Origin of the sequence: Microbacterium bandirmense, from assembly GCF_037204185.1 — a bacterium.
Classification (GTDB): Bacteria; Actinomycetota; Actinomycetes; order Actinomycetales; family Microbacteriaceae; genus Microbacterium; species Microbacterium bandirmense.
In genome coordinates this window covers 71451-92450 of record NZ_JBBDGM010000005.1, presented here as the reverse complement: position 1 = coordinate 92450, position 21000 = coordinate 71451, and the positions used below count along the sequence as shown (strand labels likewise).

22 protein-coding genes are annotated in these 21000 nt (G+C 68.8%); 9 read left to right on the top strand and 13 right to left on the bottom strand.

What is annotated here, in order from left to right; translation table 11 throughout:
- Positions 1-21: 21 nt before the first annotated feature.
- The 3 genes from folE to WDU99_RS07225 all read right to left on the bottom strand — a co-directional run bounded on the left by folE (position 22) and on the right by WDU99_RS07225 (position 1632).
- The gene (folE, locus tag WDU99_RS07235; RefSeq protein WP_337331775.1) at positions 22-669 is read right to left on the bottom strand and encodes a GTP cyclohydrolase I FolE; all 648 of its coding nucleotides are present in this window, start codon (positions 667-669) and stop codon (positions 22-24) included.
- 94 nt (positions 670-763) lie between these two features.
- Positions 764-1192 (bottom strand): putative immunity protein, encoded by a 429-nt coding sequence (locus WDU99_RS07230; protein WP_337331774.1) that lies wholly within the window; start codon positions 1190-1192, stop codon positions 764-766.
- Positions 1192-1632: a DUF6194 family protein gene (locus WDU99_RS07225; RefSeq protein ID WP_337331773.1), complete on the bottom strand. Its 441-nt coding sequence runs from the start codon at positions 1630-1632 to the stop codon at positions 1192-1194. The genes WDU99_RS07230 and WDU99_RS07225 overlap by 1 nt, the downstream gene beginning before the upstream one ends.
- A 60-nt stretch (positions 1633-1692) precedes the next feature.
- Between WDU99_RS07225 and WDU99_RS07220 the strand changes: the two genes are divergently transcribed.
- Positions 1693-2427, top strand: coding sequence for a MerR family transcriptional regulator (locus WDU99_RS07220; RefSeq protein ID WP_337331772.1), 735 nt, complete (start codon positions 1693-1695; stop codon positions 2425-2427).
- On the opposite strand, the gene WDU99_RS07215 is transcribed toward WDU99_RS07220, so the two are convergent.
- Together WDU99_RS07215 and WDU99_RS07210 are read right to left on the bottom strand one after the other, a co-directional pair.
- Positions 2411-2602 carry a hypothetical protein gene (locus WDU99_RS07215; protein ID WP_337331771.1) on the bottom strand — a complete coding sequence of 64 codons (192 nt, stop codon included), beginning with the start codon at positions 2600-2602 and terminating at the stop codon, positions 2411-2413. The two genes, WDU99_RS07220 and WDU99_RS07215, sit on opposite strands and share 17 nt — an antisense overlap.
- Positions 2603-2731: 129 nt before the next feature.
- Positions 2732-5080, bottom strand: coding sequence for an arylsulfatase (locus WDU99_RS07210; RefSeq protein WP_337331770.1), 2349 nt, complete (start codon positions 5078-5080; stop codon positions 2732-2734).
- 184 nt (positions 5081-5264) lie between these two features.
- Here WDU99_RS07210 and WDU99_RS07205 point away from each other — a divergent pair, with 184 nt between their 5' ends.
- On the top strand, positions 5265-5591 hold the full coding sequence (locus WDU99_RS07205) for a carboxymuconolactone decarboxylase family protein (protein ID WP_337331769.1): 327 nt from the start codon (positions 5265-5267) through the stop codon (positions 5589-5591).
- 61 nt (positions 5592-5652) lie between these two features.
- On the opposite strand, the gene WDU99_RS07200 is transcribed toward WDU99_RS07205, so the two are convergent.
- Positions 5653-7887, bottom strand: coding sequence for a winged helix-turn-helix domain-containing protein (locus WDU99_RS07200; protein WP_337331768.1), 2235 nt, complete (start codon positions 7885-7887; stop codon positions 5653-5655).
- A gap of 151 nt (positions 7888-8038) precedes the next feature.
- On the opposite strand from WDU99_RS07200, the gene WDU99_RS07195 reads away from it, so the two are divergent.
- Complete coding sequence (locus WDU99_RS07195) at positions 8039-8443, top strand: DUF7144 family membrane protein (RefSeq protein WP_337331767.1); 405 nt, start codon at positions 8039-8041, stop codon at positions 8441-8443.
- Positions 8444-8519: 76 nt separating this feature from the next.
- Here WDU99_RS07195 and WDU99_RS07190 read toward each other — a convergent pair whose 3' ends face one another.
- Entirely contained in the window at positions 8520-9611 is a 1092-nt protein-coding gene (locus WDU99_RS07190; RefSeq protein ID WP_337331766.1) for an AI-2E family transporter, read from the bottom strand.
- Positions 9612-9696: 85 nt separating this feature from the next.
- Here WDU99_RS07190 and WDU99_RS07185 point away from each other — a divergent pair, with 85 nt between their 5' ends.
- Entirely contained in the window at positions 9697-10443 is a 747-nt protein-coding gene (locus WDU99_RS07185; protein ID WP_337331765.1) for a formylglycine-generating enzyme family protein, read from the top strand.
- Positions 10444-10461: 18 nt separating this feature from the next.
- Here the strand turns inward: WDU99_RS07185 and WDU99_RS07180 are convergent, their stop codons facing one another.
- Positions 10462-10971, bottom strand: a complete 510-nt coding sequence (locus WDU99_RS07180; protein WP_337331764.1) for a MarR family winged helix-turn-helix transcriptional regulator — start codon at positions 10969-10971, stop codon at positions 10462-10464.
- A gap of 104 nt (positions 10972-11075) precedes the next feature.
- Between WDU99_RS07180 and WDU99_RS07175 the strand changes: the two genes are divergently transcribed.
- Positions 11076-11864 (top strand): SDR family NAD(P)-dependent oxidoreductase, encoded by a 789-nt coding sequence (locus WDU99_RS07175; protein WP_337331763.1) that lies wholly within the window; start codon positions 11076-11078, stop codon positions 11862-11864.
- Between the two features lie 71 nt (positions 11865-11935).
- Here the strand turns inward: WDU99_RS07175 and erm are convergent, their stop codons facing one another.
- The gene (gene erm / locus WDU99_RS07170; protein ID WP_337331762.1) at positions 11936-12694 is read right to left on the bottom strand and encodes a 23S ribosomal RNA methyltransferase Erm; all 759 of its coding nucleotides are present in this window, start codon (positions 12692-12694) and stop codon (positions 11936-11938) included.
- A 255-nt stretch (positions 12695-12949) separates the two neighbouring features.
- On the opposite strand from erm, the gene WDU99_RS07165 reads away from it, so the two are divergent.
- Entirely contained in the window at positions 12950-13498 is a 549-nt protein-coding gene (locus tag WDU99_RS07165) for a P-loop nucleotide/nucleoside kinase family protein (RefSeq protein WP_337331761.1), read from the top strand.
- A 16-nt stretch (positions 13499-13514) separates the two neighbouring features.
- Here WDU99_RS07165 and WDU99_RS07160 read toward each other — a convergent pair whose 3' ends face one another.
- A complete protein-coding gene (locus tag WDU99_RS07160) occupies positions 13515-15263 on the bottom strand; it encodes an FAD-binding protein (protein WP_337331760.1) in 1749 nt (582 codons plus the stop codon).
- Positions 15264-15334: 71 nt separating this feature from the next.
- Between WDU99_RS07160 and WDU99_RS07155 the strand changes: the two genes are divergently transcribed.
- Together WDU99_RS07155 and WDU99_RS07150 are read left to right on the top strand one after the other, a co-directional pair.
- Entirely contained in the window at positions 15335-16282 is a 948-nt protein-coding gene (locus WDU99_RS07155) for a LysR family transcriptional regulator (RefSeq protein ID WP_337331759.1), read from the top strand.
- Positions 16283-16376: 94 nt separating this feature from the next.
- The gene (locus WDU99_RS07150; protein WP_337331758.1) at positions 16377-17147 is read left to right on the top strand and encodes a head GIN domain-containing protein; all 771 of its coding nucleotides are present in this window, start codon (positions 16377-16379) and stop codon (positions 17145-17147) included.
- Positions 17148-17179: 32 nt separating this feature from the next.
- Here WDU99_RS07150 and WDU99_RS07145 read toward each other — a convergent pair whose 3' ends face one another.
- Positions 17180-18679, bottom strand: a complete 1500-nt coding sequence (locus WDU99_RS07145; RefSeq protein WP_337331757.1) for an arylsulfatase — start codon at positions 18677-18679, stop codon at positions 17180-17182.
- 191 nt (positions 18680-18870) lie between these two features.
- Here WDU99_RS07145 and WDU99_RS07140 point away from each other — a divergent pair, with 191 nt between their 5' ends.
- Positions 18871-19347 (top strand): GNAT family N-acetyltransferase, encoded by a 477-nt coding sequence (locus WDU99_RS07140; RefSeq protein ID WP_337331756.1) that lies wholly within the window; start codon positions 18871-18873, stop codon positions 19345-19347.
- A 29-nt stretch (positions 19348-19376) separates the two neighbouring features.
- Here the strand turns inward: WDU99_RS07140 and WDU99_RS07135 are convergent, their stop codons facing one another.
- Together WDU99_RS07135 and WDU99_RS07130 are read right to left on the bottom strand one after the other, a co-directional pair.
- Positions 19377-20252 (bottom strand): RNA polymerase sigma-70 factor, encoded by an 876-nt coding sequence (locus WDU99_RS07135; RefSeq protein WP_337331755.1) that lies wholly within the window; start codon positions 20250-20252, stop codon positions 19377-19379.
- 10 nt (positions 20253-20262) lie between these two features.
- Complete coding sequence (locus WDU99_RS07130) at positions 20263-20928, bottom strand: carboxymuconolactone decarboxylase family protein (RefSeq protein ID WP_337331754.1); 666 nt, start codon at positions 20926-20928, stop codon at positions 20263-20265.
- Between the last annotated feature and the right edge of the window lie 72 nt (positions 20929-21000).

The window sequence follows — 21000 nt, the reverse complement described above, 5'->3', positions numbered from 1 at the left end:
CCGCTGTGCGCTCGGCGATTCTCAGCGGCCTCCGGCGAGGGCGAAGAACTCGGCGCGAGAACGGGCGTCCTCGCGCAGGGTGCCGCGCACGGCGGAGGTGGTGGTCGACGATCCGGTCGCCCGGGCACCGCGCTCGGTCATGCAGGTGTGGGTGGCCTCGATCACGACGCCGATGCCGCGCGGTTGCAGGCGCGTGGCGAGGGCATCCGCGATCTGCACGGTCAGCCGCTCCTGCGTCTGCGGACGACGGGCGTAGTGATCGACCAGCCGGGGGATCTTCGACAGGCCGACGACGCGATCGGCCGGCAGGTAGGCCACGTGCGCGATGCCTGTGAACGGCAGCAGGTGGTGTTCGCACAGCGAGCGCACCGGGATGTCGCGGATCAGCACGAGCTCGTCGTAGCCCTCACTGTTCGCGAAGGTGGTGAAGTCGAAGGGATCGGATGCCAGCAGTTCGGCATATGCCTCGGCGAAGCGACGTGGCGTGCGCGCCAGATCGGGGGCGTCCGGGTCGTCGGGGTCGATGCCGAGTGCCCGCAGGAACAGGCGGCCGGCGTGCTCGGCGGCGACGAGGTCGACGGGCCTCGGCGCCGCCTCTATGCGCACGCGATTCGGGCCGATCGCGGGCGCGTCCGGTGCGGTGGTGCTCTCGACTGCCGTGATCGTCATGTCGTCCTCCTGTGCCTGTCCTTCCATGAGACACCCGAACAGGCTCTAAACGCAAGAGCAGTATTTTTTAGAAGAGTGGTCTGAACGGCGACGATCAGAGCGCCGCCTGCAGGCGACGGATGGCCTCGCCCAGGTCTCCCACCGCCAAGAGCCCGGCTCCGAGCGGACCGGCGGAGTCGGAGCCCAGCGCCGGCAGCTGCCGCAGCGCGAGCCGGACGGCGGCTAGCGCGTGGGCGCCCATGTGCGCGACACCGGCAGCCTGGGCAGCGGCTCGGGCCGCGGCGACAGCCGCTGGCGCGGTCACGGCCGCAGCCGCGCGGCCCGCGACGAACCGTCGCCGGATCTCCCCGGCGGCGTCGATCTCACCACGCGAGAATGCCCGCGTACGGGCGACCGCGTCGCGGGGACGGCCATCCCGCGGCGCCTCCTGTTCGAACAGGGGCAGCACCCGCTCGGCGCAGTCCGATGCCCACGCGGCGACGATCCGGCGATCGGCCAGGCTGAGTGATTGAGCCGACGCCATCAGGCCTCCTCCTCCCGACGCAGCGTGCGTGCGCGGGCCGCGTCGTGCGCGTCGCGCAACAGGTCGAGCACCCGCCGAGAGGTGTTCGCCGCAGGGTTCACGACGCAGACCCAGCCCATCGTCCCGTACAGCGGATGCGGCAGGAAGACGTCCGCCCCGGTCGACTGCGCATCAGCATCCGACAGCTTCGTCGCCCTGTCGCGACCGACATGGATATTGACCCGGAACCGGCCTGGGCCGAGCATGAAAGCCGTGTCGTCCGGGTAATCCTTCGTGGTGATCGTGGCGTACGGCTGCGTGCGCTCGGGCATCACCCCGTCTGGAGCGAAGTAGAAGTAGGCATCTCCCCACGACAGTTCCGGATAGGGCTCAGAGTCCGGTACGACGGCGAGCGCACCGTCGAATCCGCGGACGGTCTCGATGATCTGCTGGATGTCCATGACTCAATGATGAGCTTCATGTGCTTATGTGGACTTGCAGCCGCAATGACAGGGGTATCGATGCAAAACCCTCAAGAGCGCGTCTTCACGACCGCCGAGCTGGCGCGCCTCGTCGGCTACTCGACACAGCAGGTGCGCGACCTCGAGCGTCTCTCCGTGCTGCCGCCGACCCAGCGCACGCCGAACGGCTATCGACGATACGGGCCGGAGCACGAGGTCGCGCTGCGTGCCTACCGCTCCCTCGCCGCGGCCATCGGTCCCGTACCTGCGCGCGCTCTCATGCCCACGCTGCGCACGGCCTCCATCGATGCCGCCGCGGAGCGCATCGACCTGCTGCACCTCGAGATCGCTCAGCAGCGCGGGCGCGTACGTGAGGCGCTGAAAGCGCTGCATGCCATCGTCGAGGACAGCACTGACGCCTTCGACGAGAGCGACAGCATGACGATCGGCGAGCTCGCCGAGGCGCTCGGTGTGCGGGCATCCGCCTTGCGACACTGGGAGGAGCAGGGACTCCTCCTTCCCCACCGGGACGAACGCTCGGGTGCCCGTCGCTACGCGTCCGACGCGATCGCCGCCGCTCGGATCACCGCCGCGCTGCGCGCCGGCGGTTACCCGCTTCCGCCGATCGGCCGGGTCATCGAGCTGATCCGCGCTCACGGCGACAGCGACGATGCGCGGATGCTGCTGCAGCAGCGCCTCGGCGATCTCACCGACCGCAGCGTGGCGCTGCTGGCCGCCTCGGGCGATCTGCACACGCTGATCGCGACTTCGGCCTCCGCTACGCCTGCTCGGTGAGGGCGAGCCGCTCCTCGACCTCGGCGAGCTCAGCGCGCAGCCGGTCGACGGACAGCGGCGAGAAGCGCCGCGCGGGCATCGACAGGATGACCTCGGCGGCCATCTCGCTGATGTCGAAGGCCTCGCACAGTGCGCGATTGAGGTCGCCTTCGTCGCCGCTCGTGGTCGAGCACACCTCGAAGACGCGGTCCCCCGTTCAGCCGCCATCAGCATCACTCCAATGACCCACCGCCTGCCGAGCAGGTTCTGCCTGTCGCGCATGCGACGACCATAGCGCGAGCGAGGGCCGACGCCGACGGCGCGCTCACCCCGCATACGCGATGTGCACCCGACCGATCTGCCCGTCGAACGCGAACGGCATCCGCTCGGCGTAGGCCCGCGAGACGGCACCGCCATACGCACGGCCGATGTCGAGGCAGTCGTTGGCTGAGAACAGCAGCGGCGCGCTGACCGGAACCTGGCCGGTGGCCACCTCCGAGCCGTCCACCCGCAGCACGACCTTCAGCGGCCCCCCGGGCTTCGGCTCGATGTAGCTCGTCTCGATCTCGACGGTGTGCTCACCGGCGGCCAGCGCGTCCGACGCGGTGATGATCGTGCGCTGCACCAGGAACAGGTTGTACTCGTAGGTCAGCACCCCGGCGTCGATGAAGCAGGTGAGCCCACCGCCGGCACCGCCAAGCTTGTAGAGCACACCGCTGGCGGCATCCGACGTCGTGATCGAGATCGTGACCGTGTTGGGTCGGTTGCCCAGCGCGGGGGCGCAGAACTCGGGAACCCGCACGGTGTCGCCATCCATCACCCACTCGGTGTACGGCGGGCTGATGCGGTCCTCGGGATGCATCACGGGCACCCACAGCCCGCCGCCGATCGGCAGCGCGTCGTTGCGGGCGGCTTCGATCGCGAACAGCTCCTTGAGCTCGGCGAGCTTCTGCGGATTCTCCGCGGCCAGGTCGTGCGCCTGTGTCCAGTCGCTGTCGAGGTCGTAGAGCTCCCAGGTGTCCTGATCGGGCGTCCATGTCGCGATCCCCGGCGGAACGCCGGGCACCCACGGCAGACGGGGTCCGGTCGCCGAGGCCATCCAGCCATCGGAGTAGATCGACCTGCTGCCCATGATCTCGAAGTACTGCGCACGGCGCCTGCCCTGAGCGCGGCCGTCGTCGATCGCGTACGCGAGGCTGATTCCGTCGATCGGATCCTGCGGGATGCCGTTCACCATCTCGGGATGCGAGATCCCGATGATCTCGTAGAGCGTGGGAGCGATGTCGATCACATGGTGGAACTGCGTACGCGGCGTCTGGTCGGGCGCGATGTGCCCCGGCCACTGGATGACCATCGGGTTGCGCGTGCCTCCCAGGTGGGATGCCAGCAGCTTCATGCCCTTGTACGGCGACGATCCGGCCCATGCCCATGCGGCGTGGTACTGGTTGTCGGTGGCAGGGGTGCCGAGGGCATCCAGTCCGCCGAGCTCGTCGAGGGCCGCGATGTGCTGGTCGACGGTGGTGGGGATGCCGTTCTGCGCGAGCAGCTCGCTGATCGTGCCGTTCTGCCCCTCTCCCGATGAGCCGTTGTCGCCCCAGATGTACACCACGATCGTGTTCTCGTCGTATCCGAGCCGCTCCAGCTCGTCGAGCAGACGCCCGGCCTGCACATCGGCGTGCTCGCCGAATCCGGCGGCCACCTCCATCAACCGGCGCTGGAACGCGCGCTGATGCTCGGGAATGTCCGCCCACGACGACATCTGCTCGTCGCGCGGTGTGAGTTCGGCGTCCTGCGGCACCCAGCCCGCCGCCTTCGCGCCCTCGAACGCGCGCTCGCGGTAGACGTCCCAGCCGTCGTCGAACGCTCCGGCGTACTTGTCCGCCCACTCCTTCATGATGTGGTGCGGACCGTGGATCGCCCCGGTGGCCCAGTACATGAAGAAGGGCTGGTCGGGGGCGAGTGCCTTGTGGTCGCGCAGCCATCCGATCGCGTCGTCGGCGATGTCCTCGCTGAGGTGGTACCCCTCCTCTGGGGTCTTCGGCGGCCGCACCGCCGTGGTGTTGCGCACCAGATTCGGCTCGTACTGCGAGGCCTCCCCCGCCAGGAATCCGTAGAAGTACTCGAAGCCGTAGCCGGTGGGCCAGCGGTCGAAGGGGCCCGCCTTCGTCGTCTCCTCAGCCGGCGTGTTGTGCCATTTCCCCCACGCCGCCGTGGCATAGCCGTACTGGCGCAGCACCTCGGCCATCGTGGCGCTGCTCTTCGGGATGTGCCCGGAATAGCCGTCCCAGTCGTTGGCGAGCTCGGCGATCTGGCCGTTGCCGACCCGGTGATGGTTCCGGCCCGTCAGCAGCGCTGCACGCGTCGGAGAGCACATCGCCGTGGTGTGGAAGCGGTTGAAGCCGACGCCGTTCGCGCGCACCCGGTCGAGCGTCGCCGTGCGGATCGCGCCACCGAACGTCGACGGCAGGGCGGGTCCGGCGTCATCGATCAGGATGACCAGGACGTTCGGAGCATGTTCGGGCAGGTGCCGGACGGGCTCTCTCGGCGCATACGTGGACTCCTGGATGGTGCGCCCCGCGACGCTGCCGGATGCCCGTGGCGGAAACGGCAGGGTCCGCGCCGGCGGCAGCGGATCCCCGATGACCGACCCGCTCCCCGAATGGTCCTGATCCATGTGCTTCTCCTCACCCCGTGGCGCCCCGCTGGCGTTCTCCCCGATCAGGAAGGTACGTCCGCGACCGCGAATCGCACATCACCCACATCAGATGAACCACGTGGGCCCAAGAACGGATTCACTGGTCTCAGCGCCCGATCGGCTCGCCGGTCGCCCGCCGACCACGACATGGGAGTTGGTCATCATGGACTACTCAGAGCACCTGCGCCGACTGAGCATCGACGAGCAACAGGCAGGCTCCGTCCTGGACGGCGTCCAAGGCGCGGGCGATCTGGACGCCAGGACGAGCTGCCTGGTGAGGCTGGCGGCGCTGGTCGCCGTCGCGGCACCCGAGTCCTCGCTCCACCGCGAGATCGATCGCGCCATCGGCGCCGGGGCCGATGCCGACACCATCGTGCAGGTGCTCGACACGGTGATGCCCATCGTCGGACGCCCGCGCGTGGTCACCGCAGCCCCGAGGATCGCGACCGCGCTGGGCGACGATCTCGATCTGCTGAGCACTGAGGACTGAACACACGACAGTGCGCCGATGCCGGCATCCGCCGTCCTTCCCCGTACTCGGCGCGTTCGCGCTACTCGCCGAGGAGCCCCGCGCGAGAGGCCTCGTCCACCGCCGCAGCGCGTGTCGTCACGCCGAGCTTGCGATAGATGGACCCCACCTGGGTGCTGACGGTGTTCCGCGACACATACAGGCGCGCGCCGATCTCGCCGATCGTCAGATGCGTCTGCAGGTAGGGCAGCAGGCGCAATTCGGCGGGAGTGAGCGGGATGCTGCCGGCCCGGTCGGCCGTGTCGCTCAGCTTCGCGCGGAACAGTTCGATCTCTTCGGCGAGCGCGCCGACGTGGGGCCGACGCAGCCGCAGGTCGTCGATCTCGCGCAGCATGTGCCGCGCCGCGGCATGATCCCGCTGGCCGACGAACACCTTCGCCAGCTGAAGCCGCACCCGCATGGCCAGATAGGGCAGCACGTGCGTGCAGTGCACCCGCGCGCGCATGGCCCGCGCGACGTAGCGCTCCACTGCGGCGGCATCTCCGTGATGCAGGGCGAGACGCGCTCTCACCGCCAGGGCGAGTGCAGTGGTCGGATACCCCTCCATGTGATGATCGTCCACCGCGCGGACGGCGGTGTGGGCGTGCATCTCCGCCTCCGTCCATCTGCCGTCGCCGATCGCGAGGATCGCCAGCTCCGCCTCGCTGAGAAGCACGGAGTCGGCGTTCCCGGCATCCCGGGCATACGTCGAAGCGCGCAGGAAGGCATCCCGCGCGGCGGCCTGATCGCCCGCCAGCAGCCATGCCGATCCGAGCAGATGAAGCGCCTGATCACGCCACGGGCTGTCTTCGGGCTCATGCGCGACGGCGTACTCGGCATCCTTCAGCACGCGCAGCGGACCGTCGACGCACATGGCCGCGCGCACCATCGCCCTGGCCGATTCGAAGCCGACGAGCTCCTCCGGTGCCAGCTGCGGACGCAGCCGGTCGAGGATCGCCGCCCACCGCTCGGCCTGCGGTGACTTGCCCTGCAGGATGGCGACCCAGGCGGCGATGACGACCGTCCCGGGCGACGCCTCGATCACCTCCGTGCCCAGTCGCGAGAGCCAGCGCTCGACGACGCCGACCTGACCGGCCTGATAGGTGGGCAGCGCCAGGTCGGCGATGAGCACAGCGGCCTCTTCCAGCGCGCCCGCGGCGAGCAGATGCTCGACAGCCACCGCCGAAAGCTGTTCCCGTATGCACCACGCTGCCGCGCGTCGCTGCAGCTCCTGCTTCCTTCCTCCGTCGAGGCGCTCGAGCTCCGAGAGCAGGAACTCCCGGAACAGCGGGTGATAGCGGAACCACTCGCGCCTTCGATCGAGTGCCACCAGGAACAGGTTGAGCTGCTCGATGCGATGAAGCATCTCGCGAGATCCGGGGGTGCCGAGAATCGCATCGCACAGCGGCGCGGAGAGCTGTTCGAGCACGGCCGTGCGCCGGAGGAAGACCCGAAGGTCCTCGGGGAGCGTGGACAGGCACTCCCGGTACAGGTAGTCGGCGACGAACCGCTCACTTCCGGCGAGCGCATTGACGTCGGCGCCGGCCCCGACGGCGAGGGCGCACAGGAACAGACCCGTCGGCCAGCCTTCGCAATGCTCGACGGCGAGTCCGATGTCGTCCGCCGAGGCGGTCGCGTTCGCCGCGGCGAAGATCGACTGCGCGCCGTGTCGGTCGATGCGCAGGTCGGCGGCGATGATCTCGCGTGTGAGTCCGGACGCGCGCAGTCGTGCGAGATACGGCTGCGCATGTCGGCTCGCGAGCACGACCTGCGACCCGTCGGGGATGCCGTTGAGCACGATCTCCAGGGCGTCCTGACACTGCTCCGACCCCACCGCATGCGCGTCGTCGATGAAGAGCACGAACGGCGCGGGCGCGTTCGCGAGCACGGCGGCGAGCATCGGCGCCGACCGCCCCAGCACGGATGCCCCGACGCCGCGCATCTGCGCCACCGCCTCTGCGGAGTGGGGTGAGAGTGCTTCGCAGGCGGTGGCGAGGACGGTCAGCATGGAGGCGGGATCATCGTCGAAACGGTCGAACGACGCCCATCCGACGCGACGATGCTCACGAGCGGCCCACTCCGCGAGCATCGTGGACTTGCCGTACCCGGCCGGGGCGGTCACGCCGATGATGCGCGCCGGGCTGCCGCGCGCCGCGTCGATCAGGACGCTTCGGCTGACCGCATCGGCGGTGGGCGGGCGCACACGCACCTTGCTGTCGAGGAGGAGTCGACTCAAGGGCGGACGGGGCGACGCTGCCCCGCTGGTCGGTGCGGACACGGTCCGAGCATAGGGAGCGCACCGGCCCACCTCAACGCACAATCACGCGCCGTGGGTGATGCCGGGTGCGCGCCCCCTCACTAGCTTGATGCTCACTCGCCGGGTGTGCGGCACGGGGTCGCGTCCTGGGCGGGAACGAGAGGAGAGTGTCATGAGCGGTTCAGAGACGAGTGGCTGGGTGGGCTGGGGGTGGTTCGCGGGTGTCATGCTGCTGACCGCCGGTATCTTCGACGCGATCTACGGGTTCCTCGCGATCCTCGCGCCGGACAGCGCCTACTTCCTCACCTCACAGGGGGATCTCTTCCTGTTCGACGTCTCGGGTTGGGGGTGGTGGCACCTGATCATCGGCGTGCTGCTGATCCTGGTGGCGCTGGCGCTGTTCGCCGGGGCGACCTGGGCGCGCGTCGTCGCGGTCGTGCTCGCGGTCCTGAACGCGATCGGACAGCTCTTCCTGCTTCCGGTTCAGCCGTGGTGGTCGCTCATCGTCATCGCGCTGGACGTCCTGGTCATCTACGCGCTGACCGTGCACGGCCGGGAGATGCGAAAGGCCGCCTGATCGGAGGGATGCAGGGCGGTGCCGGGAGATCCTCCCGGCACCGTCCCGTGTCGAAACCCGTGGCTGAGAAGCGCGATCAGGTCTTCAAGTCCTGTCGCGGCACGACCACCTCGCGGATGACCAGCAGGATGGATGCGATCACCGGCAGCGCCACCAGCACGCCGAGAACTCCCATCAGTGCGCCGCCCGCGAGCGCGCCGATCAGCACGAGCGCAGCCGGGATCGCGATGGCGCGGTTCATCACCCGCGGACTGAGGATGTACGACTCGATCTGGATGTACACCAGGTACAGCACTGCGAAGATCGCCGCCTGAGGCGGGCTCGAGAACAGCGCGATGACCGAGCCGAGGATGAGGAAGATGACCGAGCCGAACAGCGGGATCAGGGTGATGACGAAGGCGATCACGGCCATGAGCGCGGGAAACGGCAGCCCGATCACCAGGTGCAGCACGAACACCGCCGCGGCGTTGAACGCGGACAGCGTGACCGAGCCGATCAGCGATGAGCCGATCGATCCGGTGATCCGCTCGGTGAAGTGCGCGAGGCGCTCGCGATTGCGCGCCGGAGCGAGTGCGTAGAAGGCTGCCTTGATCGAGGTGAGGGATGCCAGGAAGTAGAGCGTCAGCGCGACGACGACGAACGCCGCCGAGACGAAGCTGGCGAAGCCCACCCCGACCTGCAGCACTCCTCCGCCGATGGCGAGGAGGGTGTTCGGATCGGCGACCGTGTCGGTGATCTGCGCGAGCCCGCTGTCGATGCCGGTTCGGGTGTGATCGTCCAGGCCGAGATACCAGTCCGACTGCTGAACGGACCCGAGTGCCTGGGGGATCGACTCGACCAGTGCGATGACCTGTCCGATCACCGGCGGCACGACGAAGACCGCGAAGGCGAGCATGAGCACGGCGAATCCGCCGAAGACGATCGCGATGCCGGCTCCGCGCTTCATCCCGTGACGCTGCAGTCGCGTCACGATGGGATCGAGGGCGAGCGCGATGAACATCGCCAGCACGATGTAGACGAGGATCGTCGAGATCGATCCGATCGCGGTGCCCAGCACCAATGCCCCGAGCACGCCCAGCGCGCCCAGGAAGCTCAGGCCGAGTGGATGCTCGATCACCGTGAGCAGTCGCGATCGCGGTACCGGTGGCACCTCATTGTGTGTGACCATGCCTGAAGGTAGTGCGTGCCGGGTGCGCCTGGCATCACACGATGTGGACCATGTTCCCGAAGAGGCACAGCAGTGAGGGGTTGCGATGAGCGGCAGCACGATCGACTGGGTCGAGATCCCGGAGGGGATACTGCAGCGCGGCACCCCGCTCGACGAGCTCGAGGGCATCGCCGCCCGCTACGCCGACACCGGCGTGCCGCTGGCCTGGTACCGCAAGGAAGCTCCGCGCACCCCGGTTCGCGTGCCCGCCTTCCGGATCTCCCGGGTTCCGGTGACGGTGTCGGAGTGGTCCGCGTTCGCCGCCGACTCCGGCCGCGCCCCGCTGCCCGTGCAGAGCCGCACCCCGGGCGATCATCCGATCATCGGGGTGCCGTGGTCGGATGCTGTGGACTACTGCACCTGGCTGAGCGAGCACCTTGGCGGCGCGGTACGGCTGCCCACGGAGGACGAATGGGAGCGCGCCGCCCGCGGCGACGACACCCGCGAGTTCCCCTGGGGCGACGAGTACCGGGTCGGCCTCGCCAACCTCGTCGACCTCGGCATCGGCACGACCACGCCGGTCGGCTCCTTCCCCGAGGGCGCCAGTCCGTTCGGAGTGCTCGACCTGGCCGGCAACGCCGACGAATGGACCTCGACCGTCTACGCGCCCTATCCCGGGGCACCGGCAGACCTGCCGGCGCGCGATGAGTACGCCTTCGATCCGCACGTCACGCGAGGCGGGGCGTTCCGCCACGATCGCGACCTCGCGCGCTGCGCCCGGCGCCACAGCGCGTATGAGGCGGATCTCACCTCGATCGGGGTGGGGTTCCGCCTGGCATCCGACGCCGTGTGAGCACGCCCTCTCGCTTCGTCATCCGCGGCGCTGCACCCGCTTCGCCGGCTTCCACATCCCCTCGGCCTCGATCGCGCCGTCGATCCGCTGAGCGATGACACCGAACTGGTGCGCCTGCGCCTTGGTGAGCGTGTCGAAGACGAGCTGACGCACCAGGGCGATGTGTCCGGGCTGCGCACGCCGCACGGCCTGCTGCCCCTTCTCGGTCAACCCAGCGAGAGTGACCCGCCCGTCCGCGGCGTCGATGCGGCGGCGGATCAGGTCGCCCTTCTCGAGTCGTGCGACCGCGCGCGACAGACGTGAGAGCGAGCTGTTCGAGAATCCGGCGAGCGCGCTCATCGTCAGCGTGCGCTCGTCGGCCTGGTCAAGCGCGAAGAGGATGCCGAATTCGAAGTGACTGAGGCCCGCGTCGCGCTGCAGCTGTGCATCCAGCGCAGCGGGAAGCCACACCAGCATCGTCGCGACCGACGACCACGTCTCGAGCTCCTCCGGCGACCACTCCGCTTCGGCGTCCGCGTCTTCCGTCATGCTTCCAGACTAGAACATCACTTGCGCGGGAAAGTTAATCTCCTTTAGAGTCACTTGATCAGGAAAGTGAATTGGTCGTCCGTGCACGGCCGGAAGGGAGTCGGATGGACCTCGGTCTGACAGGCAAGCGAGTTCTCATCAGCGGATCCACGCAGGGCATCGGGTACGCCGTCGCCGCCGCCGCGCGCCGCGAAGGGGCATCGGTCATCGTCAACGGGCGCACCCCGGATCGCGTGTCCGCCGCGACGGAGAGACTGCGCCGCGAGATCGATGCGAGCGGCGAGGTGACCGGCATCTCCGCCGATCTCACCGACCCCGCGCAGATCGATTCCCTGCTCGACGCCGTCGGCGCGGTCGACGTGCTGATCAACAACGCGGGGACGTTCGGCCTGATGGATTTCACCGAGACGACGGATGCCGATTGGCAGGGCCAGTTCGATCTCAACCTGATGGCGGGCATGCGGCTGTCACGGCGGCTTCTGCCTCCGATGCTGCAGCGCGGCTGGGGCCGCATCGTGTTCATCGGCACCGAATCAGCGGTCGATGTGCCCGGCGACATGATCCCCTACGGCACGATGAAGGCCGCTTCCCTCGCTCTGGCCGCCGGCCTGGCGAAGCTCACCCGCGGAACGGAGGTGACCGTAAACACGGTGCTCGGCGGGCCGGCCTACTCCGACGGAGTGGCGGCGACGGTCGAGCAGATCGCCGCTGCCCAGTCGATGACGGTCGAGCAGCTGAAGGCGGGCCTCGTGCGGGACTCCTCTTTGCTTCAGCGGTTCATCCACCCGCGCGAGATCGCCGACCTCGTCGTATACCTGTCGAGCCCACTGGCATCCGCCACCAACGGCGCCGCGCTGCGCGCCGACGGCGGCGTGCTGACGACCGCCTACTGACCACGACCGCACCGCGCCCGCGAGTGACACCCCGCGGGCGCGGTGCACACGTCAGTTGCCCGCGCCGACCGTCACCGCAGCCGCCCCCACAGGTCGGCCCACTGCCGTGCGGTCACGTCGCGAGGCAGACTCCGCGGATCGATGCCCGCTTCACCGAGTGCGCGCTTGGCGGCGGGCATCCCCAGGCGGGCAGTGCGGGCGACGACGCTCGTCAGCCCGGCGCCGCGCCCGGTGAACACGCCGCGCACGAAGTGCTCGTAGGCACGCCGCTGCGCGTACGCCACCAGGGGTGATCCTCGCCGGGTGATCGACAGCAGCCCGCCGTCGACGGACGGACGCGGCCTGAAGTACTCGGCCGAGACCCGCCCGCACAGCTCGAATTCGAACCACGGCGCCGACTGCGCCGTCATCATCGTGCCGCCGCCGACTCCGACCCGCTTGCGCGCGACCTCCCACTGGGTCAGCAGCACGGCGTGCTGCCAGCCGGGCGCAGCCAGCAGTCGTCGCAGCACCGGGGTCGTCAGGTGGTACGGGATGTTTCCGACGATGACCGGCGCGTCGAGCGGATGCTGCAGCGCGTCGGCCCGCTCCACACGCACGTGCGGCAGTCGGCCGCGCAATCGCTCGACCCGATGCTCGTCGATGTCGATCGCCGTGAGAGGCCTGCGCAATGTGGAGAGCGGCCGGGTCAGGGCACCGTCACCGGCGCCGAGTTCGAGAATGGGGCCACTCGTGCTGCGGACCAGTTCGGTGATGCGGTGAAGGGTCGGTCGATGGATGAGGAAGTTCTGGCCGAGTTCGTGTCGGCCGCCGTGCAGAGATCGAGGCATGGGTGCGCTCCTGAAGAAGTATCGGAGCACCCCGGTGTGGGATCGGCGTCGCGAAGGCGCGACAAGAAGACCGTCCGTGCCGAGGTGCGGATGACATCTCGGATGACGGCGCGCTGCAGCGTGCGACAGTCGAGCGCGCCGTCAGGCGCGGCGGTCGCGGAAGGTGAGGCAGCTCCCCGTCAGGAGCGCGCTGTTTATTACGCCCATGCCGAAGAGCATAGCCGTTCGCAGGGGCCGGAGGGAAGAATGGGCACCGTGACGCTCCTGATCCTGTTGAACGGACCACCGGCATCCGGCAAGTCGACGGCGGCGCGCCTGTGGGCGGAGCGCACTCCGCTCACCCTGTGCCTCGACCTCGACGTGCTGCGCGCGATGCTGAGCGGCTGGCGGCAGGCGACGACTGAGGCGGGTCTGCTCACTCGCGACTTGGCGGCCCGGGTCGTGCATGCGCAGCTGATCGAGGGTCGCGACGTCATCATCCCCCAGTTCATCGGCGCGGCCGGCGTCCCGTTCATCGACCGGCTGCACGCGATCGCCGACGACGCAGGTGCGACGTTCGTCGAGATCGCGCTGCGGATCGACGCGGCGAGCGCGAGTCGACACTTCGAAGCCCGAGCCGAGGCCGAGGGACCGCAGGATCGACACGGTGAGCTGGATGCCCCGCTGACCGAGGTGATCCGCGCTCACGAGGTCTTCCTCGGCACCCGCGCGGATCTCATCCGGATCGACTCGGTCGACGGTGACCCCGCCGCGACCGCCCGCGCACTCGGAGAAGCCGTCGAGAGCCTCGCTCTCGACGGCTGACCGCGCCCCTCGGCACTCACTCCACGAGCTTGCCCTGCACCGAGTCCGAGGCCGATTCCTCGGCCAGCACCCGGAACGACTCGGGAGCGTCGCCGAGCGGCTCGAACTCGACGCCGCCGTCGGGCGTCCAGATCATGTTGCCCCGCAGCGCGGGATCGGTGTCGGGGAAGTCAGCGCGATTGTGGCATCCGCGGGTCTCTCGTCGCTCGATCGCCGACTCCAGGGTGGCGCGCGCGGCGAGCAGCGAGCCGAGCAGGTCGAAGGCGTGCGCGAGGTCGTCGAAACCGGCGATGTCGGGATGCGCGGTGACGTTCTTCGCACGCTCCTCGAGCACGGCGAGCTTCGCGAGACCCTCACGCAGCGACTCCTCGGTGCGGATGACGCCGGCGTGCTCGGTCATCAGATCGCGCACGGCGCGCTGCAGGCGGCGCGGCGTCTCGGTGCCCGTGCTGTGCAGGAAGCCCTCCAGCTCGGCACGCGCTGCGGCGACCGCCTCGAGATCGCGGTGCACCTCGGTGCGGCCGCGGACGTACTCGGCCGCGGTCTCGCCGGTGATCCGGCCGTAGACCATCAGCTCGATGAGCGAATTGCCGCCCAGGCGGTTGGCGCCGTGCAGGCCGCTGGACGCCTCCCCGATCGCGTAGAGCCCCTCGACTCCGGTGCCGTGGTCTTCGGGGCGCACCCATACGCCGCCCATCGAGTAGTGCGCGGTAGGCGCGACCTCCATCGGCTGCTCGGTGATGTCGAGCATCTGCAGGTCGATCATCGCCCGGTACAGCCGCGGCAGCTTCTCGAGGATCTGCTCGCGCGGCAGATGCGAGACGTCCAGCCAGACGCCGCCCTTCTCGGTGCCTCGGCCCTCAGCGATCTCGGTGTAGTTCGCCAGGGCGACGCGGTCGCGGGTCGACAGCTCCATGCGCTCCGCGTCGTAGCGCTGCATGAACCGCTCTCCCTGAGCGTTGGTGAGGATGCCGCCCTCGCCGCGCGCGGCCTCTGAGACGAGCGTGCCCGCGGCGTCCTCGGGTTCGAGCAGCCCCGAGGGGTGGAACTGTACGAGTTCGGCATCACGGATGCGCGCGCCGGCCAGCGCCGCCAGCCGGAAGGAGTCGCCGGTGTTCTCGTCGCGACGCGACGACGTGTAGCGCCAGATGCGGGTGTGCCCTCCGGCGGCGAGGATGACCGCGTCGGCGTGGATGACGACCGGTGTGCCGTCGACCACGTCGAAGCCATAGGCGCCGAAGACCGTGCCGCGTGAGACGAGGATGCGGGTGATGTAGACCGTGTCGATGATGGGAACGGCGAGCTCGGCGGCACGGCGCATGAGCGTGCGCTGGATCTCGAGGCCTGTGTAGTCGCCGGCGTAGGCGGTGCGACGGTACCTGTGCGCGCCGAAGAAGCGCTGACTGATGCGACCGTCGGCCTCGCGGGCGAACGGCATCCCCCATCGCTCGAGATCCTCGATGCCGCGGGCGGCCCCGCGGGCGACGACCTCGACGATCTCGGGGTCGGCGAGGAAGTACGACTCGCGCAGGGTGTCGGCGGCGTGCTGCTGCCACGAGTCCTCGGGGTCCATCGTGCCGAGGGCGGCGTTGATGCCGCCGGCTGCGAGCGTGGTGTGCGCGTCGTGCTTGCGGCGCTTGCCGACGGCGAGCACCTGGATGCCGCGCTCGGCGAGTTCGATCGATGCGCGAAGTCCCGCTCCGCCGGTGCCGATGACGAGGACCGAGGTGGTGAGGTGACGTTCTGCAGGCTGCGGGATGCTCATGCCTTCAACGCTAAGAACCTCCGATAGATCCCGCCAATGCATACTGCGTCTTACTTCGATACGTTTGACGCATGAGACTCGAGGAGCTCCGCTCGTTCGAGGCCGTCGCGCGCCTCGGCCACTTCACCCGCGCCGCCGACGAGCTGTTCCTGACGCAGCCGTCGCTGTCACGGCAGATCCAGGCGCTCGAGTCCGACCTCGGCGCCACCCTGTTCCAGCGCGACCGCACGGGTGTCGCGATCACCTCCGCCGGTGAGGCGCTGCTTCCCATCGCACGGCGGATGCTGGCGGATGCCGATGCGGCACGCCACGAGATGGACGAGCTGGCGGGGCTGCGGCGCGGCCGCATCCGACTCGGCGCACCGCCGACCCTGTGCGTCTCGGTGGTCGCTGAGGTGATCGCGGAGTTCCGCCGTGCGCACCCCGGCATCGACCTGCACATCACCGAGGCCGGATCGCGCACCCTCGTCGATGCCCTCAGTGAGGGCGCGCTCGACCTCGCCCTCACCATCACGCGGCCGAACGTGCGCGAGGACGCATCGGTAGAGCGGGTGCCGCTGTTCACCGAGGAGCTGGTCGTCGCCTCCGCCGCCGACACGGCGCTCGCTCCGATCGGAGGGGTGCCCGCACGCCTCACCGTCGCCGAACTGGCAGAGCTGCCGCAAGTGGCCTTCAACCGCAGCTACGACCTGCGGGTGGCCACGGATGCCGCGTTCGAGGCGGCAGGACTCACTCCCGTGATCGCGGTGGAGGGAGCGGAGATGGACGCGGTGCTGCGTTTCGTCGCACGCGGCATCGGCGTCGCCGTGGTGCCGGCGACCGTGCTGCTGGGCAGACCTGAACTGCGCGGCAGTGCGCTGTGCGATCCGTCGCTCACTCGCACGGTCAACCTGTCGCGGCGCAGCGCCGTGCGCCCGAGCGCCGCGGTTGCCGCCATCGAGCACACCGTTTTCAAAGTCGTGACCGCACTTGCGCACGAGGACAGCGAGCTGCGCGACCGGATCGCCCTGGTTCGCTGAGGCGATCAGCCCTTACCGCAGAGCCATCGTCGAGCCCGAAAACTCCGACCTTGGTATCTGGTCGTCGCATCCAGAGCCCAATACGCTGACACGCATGCGCTTTCGTCTGCTGGCTGTCGCCGCTCTGCTCTTCACCTCCGCCATCGCAATGACGGGGTGCGCACTGTTCCTTGACGCCGGCCCCCAGACCAGTCAGCAGCGCGGCATCGTTGACGTCCGCGCCGTGGTGCTGGAAACCAGCGGCGACCTGGAGGTCACCGTCGGCGCGACTCCGGCGCTGACCATCACCGCCGGCGAGAAGGTGATCAATCGGCTCAGCTCCGACGTCGAGGGCGACACGCTGCATCTCGGCGTCAGCGGCGGCCCCGTGAGCTTCGGCGGCGAGGTGCATTACGCGCTCACCCTCCCCGCCCTGGACGCGATCACCGTGATGGGCTCCGGCGACGCGGTCGTCGACTTCTCGGCATCCGATGCCCCGACCATCGAGATCCGCGGCTCGGGCGACGTCACCGCCACCGGGATCACCGCCGACACCGCGTCGATCTCGATCGACGGGTCGGGTGATGTGACCGCCTCGGATCTCGATGTGCGGCAGCTGACGGTGACCATCGACGGGGCGGGGAACATCTCGGCGAGTGGGGTCGCCGAGACGCAGACGATCGAGATCCGCGGCTCGGGAGACTACGCCGCGAAGGGACTGAGCAGCGCGGACGCCCGGGTCACGATCCGAGGCGCCGGCAGCGTCACGGTGCACGCGACCGAGACCCTCGACGCCACGATCGACGGCAGCGGGGACATCGTCCACACCGGCGATCCCCGGGTGACCGAGAACATCTCGGGAGCCGGAGACGTGCGCGCCGGCTGAGTGAGCCGCCGGCTCCGACTAATCCGAGCGCGTCAGGAGTTGCCCGCCGTCGACTGCAGCTTCGCCATGACCTGGTTGATCGTGAACGATGCCGACTTCTGCCGCGGCGGGAACTCCTGAAGCGTCGGCAGCATCTGGGCGACGTAGGCCTGCGCGGGCACGAACAGGAAGACGTGGTCGAGCACCCAGTCCCAGTAGGTATTCGAGGTGATGTCCGCGCGCTCGTAAGGGTCGGTGCGCAGGTTGAACAGCTTCGGGAAGCGCAGCTCGATGTATGGCTCCTGCCAGACGCTCAGCGTGCCGACCGCGCGCTGCTCGAGGAACACGAGTTTCCAGTTGTCGAAGCGCAGTGCGGTGAGATCGCCGTCGTCCGAGACGTAGAAGAAGTGTCGTCGCGGGCTCTGATCGGCGACGCCGGTGATGTAGTCGAGCTGGTTGTGCCCGTCCAGGTGCACCCTGAACGGCGTGCCGTGCAGCTCGGTGCCCGCCTTCAGCCGGTCGGCGATGTCGTCGTCGCCGATGGCCGCGAGCAGGGTGACGAACCAGTCGTTGTGACTCACGATGCCGTTGAGCGTCTTCCCCCTGGGGAAGCGTCCTGGCCAGCGGACCATCGCCGGCACGCGGTACGCGCCCTCCCAGTTGGAGTTCTTCTCGTTGCGGAACGGCGTCATGCCGGCGTCGGGCCAGCTGTTCATGTGCGGACCGTTGTCGGTCGAGTACATCACGATGGTGTCCTCTGCCAGCCCCAGCTCGTCGATCAGGTCGAGCAGGCTGCCCACGAGGTCGTCGTGGTCGAGCATGGTGTCGTGATACTCGGACTGCCAGCGGCCGGCGCGCCCCTTGCTCTCCTCCTTGGTGTGGGTGCGGAAGTGCATGTGGGTCGAGTTGAACCAGACGAAGAAGGGAGTGTCGTCATCGGCCTGGCGGCGGATGAAGTCGGATGCTGCGTCGCGGAACTCCTCGTCGACGGTCTCCATGCGCTTCTTCGTCAGCGGTCCGGTGTCTTCGATGCGCTGCGTGCCGTCGCCATTCGCCCAGGAGTGGATCACGCCGCGAGGCCGGAACTTCTCACTGAAGCCCGGGAACTCCTCATCGGTCGGGTAATCGGGGTGCTCGGGCTCCTCCTCGGCGTTGAGGTGGTAGAGGTTGCCGAAGAACTCATCGAACCCGTGCGCGGTGGGCAGATGCTCGTCACGGTCGCCGAGGTGGTTCTTGCCGAACTGACCGGTGGCGTAACCGTGGTGCTTGAGGGCGTCGGCGATGGTCGGATCCTCGGGCTGGAGGCCCAGCTTCGCCCCCGGCATGCCGACCTTCGTGAGGCCGGTGCGGTAGGGGTTCTGCCCGGTGAGGAAGGCTGCGCGACCTGCGGTGCAGCTCTGCTCGCCGTAGTAGTCGGTGAACTTCACGCCCTCGTCGGCGATCCGGTCGATGTTCGGTGTGCGGTACCCCATCACCCCGTCGGAGTACGTGCTCAGATTGCTGATCCCGATGTCGTCTCCCCAGATGATGAGGATGTTGGGCTTATCGGCCATGAGAACTCCCTGCTCGCGTGCGAACGATCCGCGCCTTCGGATGCAGTCAAGCACTGCTTCAGGGGGAAGAACAGGGTCTTCATTCGAAGGGGGTGAGGCCGGCCGGTAGCGCCGGAGTCGAAGCCGGTCAAGTCCCTGTCGACTCCGGCAGATGCTCGGCGAGACTGTCGCACCAAGAGGGAGCGGAGCGAATGACTCGCATCGAGATCCGGGAGATCACCGTGGCGGATGCCGGAGAGGTGCTGACGGTCCAGCGCGCGGCCTTCGTGTCGGAGGCTCAGATCTACGGCGATCCGGCGCAGCCTCCCCTCACGCAGACCCTCGTCCAGCTCGAGGCCGAACTCCGCGATGCCAGAGGCTTCGTCGCGGTGCTCGATCAGAGGATCATCGGAGCCGTGCGTGGCGACGAGAACGACGGGGTTCTGCAGATCGGCCGCATCGCCGTCGCTCCCGATGCTCAGGGCTCCGGCGTCGGGCGGCTGCTGCTGGAGGCCATGGAGGACGCCACCGAATGCGCCGAGGCGGAGCTGTTCACCGGCAGCCTGAGTGAAGCTAACCTCAGGCTGTACTCGGAGTGCGGCTACCGGGTCATCGAGCGCATCGATCAGGGCGATGGCACCGCGCAGGTCTTCATGCGCAAGAAGCTCGACGAACGCGACCACCCGTGAGCCTGGGGGCAGGTCATCGTGCACACGTTCTACCGCGCCAGATCGGCTTCCTCGTCAAGGCGATGCAGCTTGTGCGGGTTGGCGATCGAGTAGATGCGGGTGATGCGGCCGCCTTCGATGTCGAAGCAGATGGCGCCGGCGAGCGCGCCGCCGACCTCGCCGCGTACGGCGAGGCGTCCGTTCACCCAGGTCGGGCGCGCCTCGAACGGGACCTCGAGCTTCGACAGCCCGCCGATCAGGTAGCGGGCGATCTTGTCGGCACCTGTGATCGGCCGGCGCGCCGCTCCCCGCACGAAGCCGCCACCGTCGGCGACCGAGACGACATCAGGGGCGAGTACGTCCATCAGTCCCTGCAGGTCGCCGGAGTTCACCGCGTCGACGAAGCGTGCGACGACGGCCTGCTGCTCGGAGCGCCCGACGTCGACCCGGGGTCGCCGGGCGGCGACGTGCTGTTTCGCCCGATGCGCGATCTGCCTCACCGCAGCCGGTTCTTTGCTGATCGCGTCGGCGATCTCGGCGTAGGGCACGTCGAACACCTCGCGCAGCACGAAGACCGCCCGCTCGGTCGGGCCGAGGGTCTCGAGCACGGTGAGCATCGTGATCGACACGCTTTCGGCGAACTCGACGTCGTCGGCGACGTCGGGGCTGGTCAGCAGCGGCTCCGGCAGCCACTCGCCCACGTAGGTCTCCCGCAGCCGCGACCGTCCACGCAGGTGGTTCAGCGACTGACGGGTGACGATGCGCACGAGGTAGGCGCGCGGATCGTGCACCGTCTCCGGGTCGACCTCCCGCCATCGCAGCCAGGAGTCCTGCAGCACGTCCTCCGCATCGGCCGCCGACCCGAGCATCTCGTAGGCGACGGTGAAGAGCAGACTGCGGTGCCGCAGGAACGCGTCGTCACTCATGGCGTCGAGCCTAGGCATCCGACTCCGCCGTCGCGACCGCCTGTCGCGCGTCGCGAGCGTCTCGTGCCTCTCGCGCGTCGGCCGTCGGCCGTGCGGCGAGCGCGGGCAGGTCGCACGAGTCCGCGTATCCCTCCGAGCGGATGCCGAGGGCGGTGTTCATGCGCGAGCTCATGTTCATGAAGGCCACCTTCGCGGTCAGTTCGATGAGCGCTGCGGGTCCGAGCCGTTCGAGAAGCGACGCCGACAGCTCATCGGTGACGGCGGGCGGGGTCTGGCTCATCGCCTCGGCGTACGCCATCACATCGCGCTCGAGGTCGGTGAACACCGTCGCGTCTCGCCAGTTCGGCACCTGCCGCGCCTTGGCCTCGTCGAGGCCGTCGTTGTGCGACTTGTAGTAGTTGTAGTCGAGGCACCAGCTGCATCCGATGTGGGCAGCGGCGGCCATCACCGCGAAGGTGGACAGATATCGATCGAGCTCGTGCAGCCCGTCGATCTTGCGGCCGATGCCCATCGATGCCCGCATGAGCGTGGGGTGATGCGCGAGCACGCCCATCGAGTCGGGCACGCGCCCGATCATGCGTCGCGCGGCGACCTTGACGACGGCGCCGAAGACCCCGGTCAGCTCGGTCGGGGCGATTCGGGTGTGCGCCGGCGTGGTGTCGGTCGTGGTGGTCATGACGTCCTCCTGAGTCATCGACGGTCGGGGTCGTTTCCCGTTTGCTCCGTCGATCATGAAGACACCGCCGGG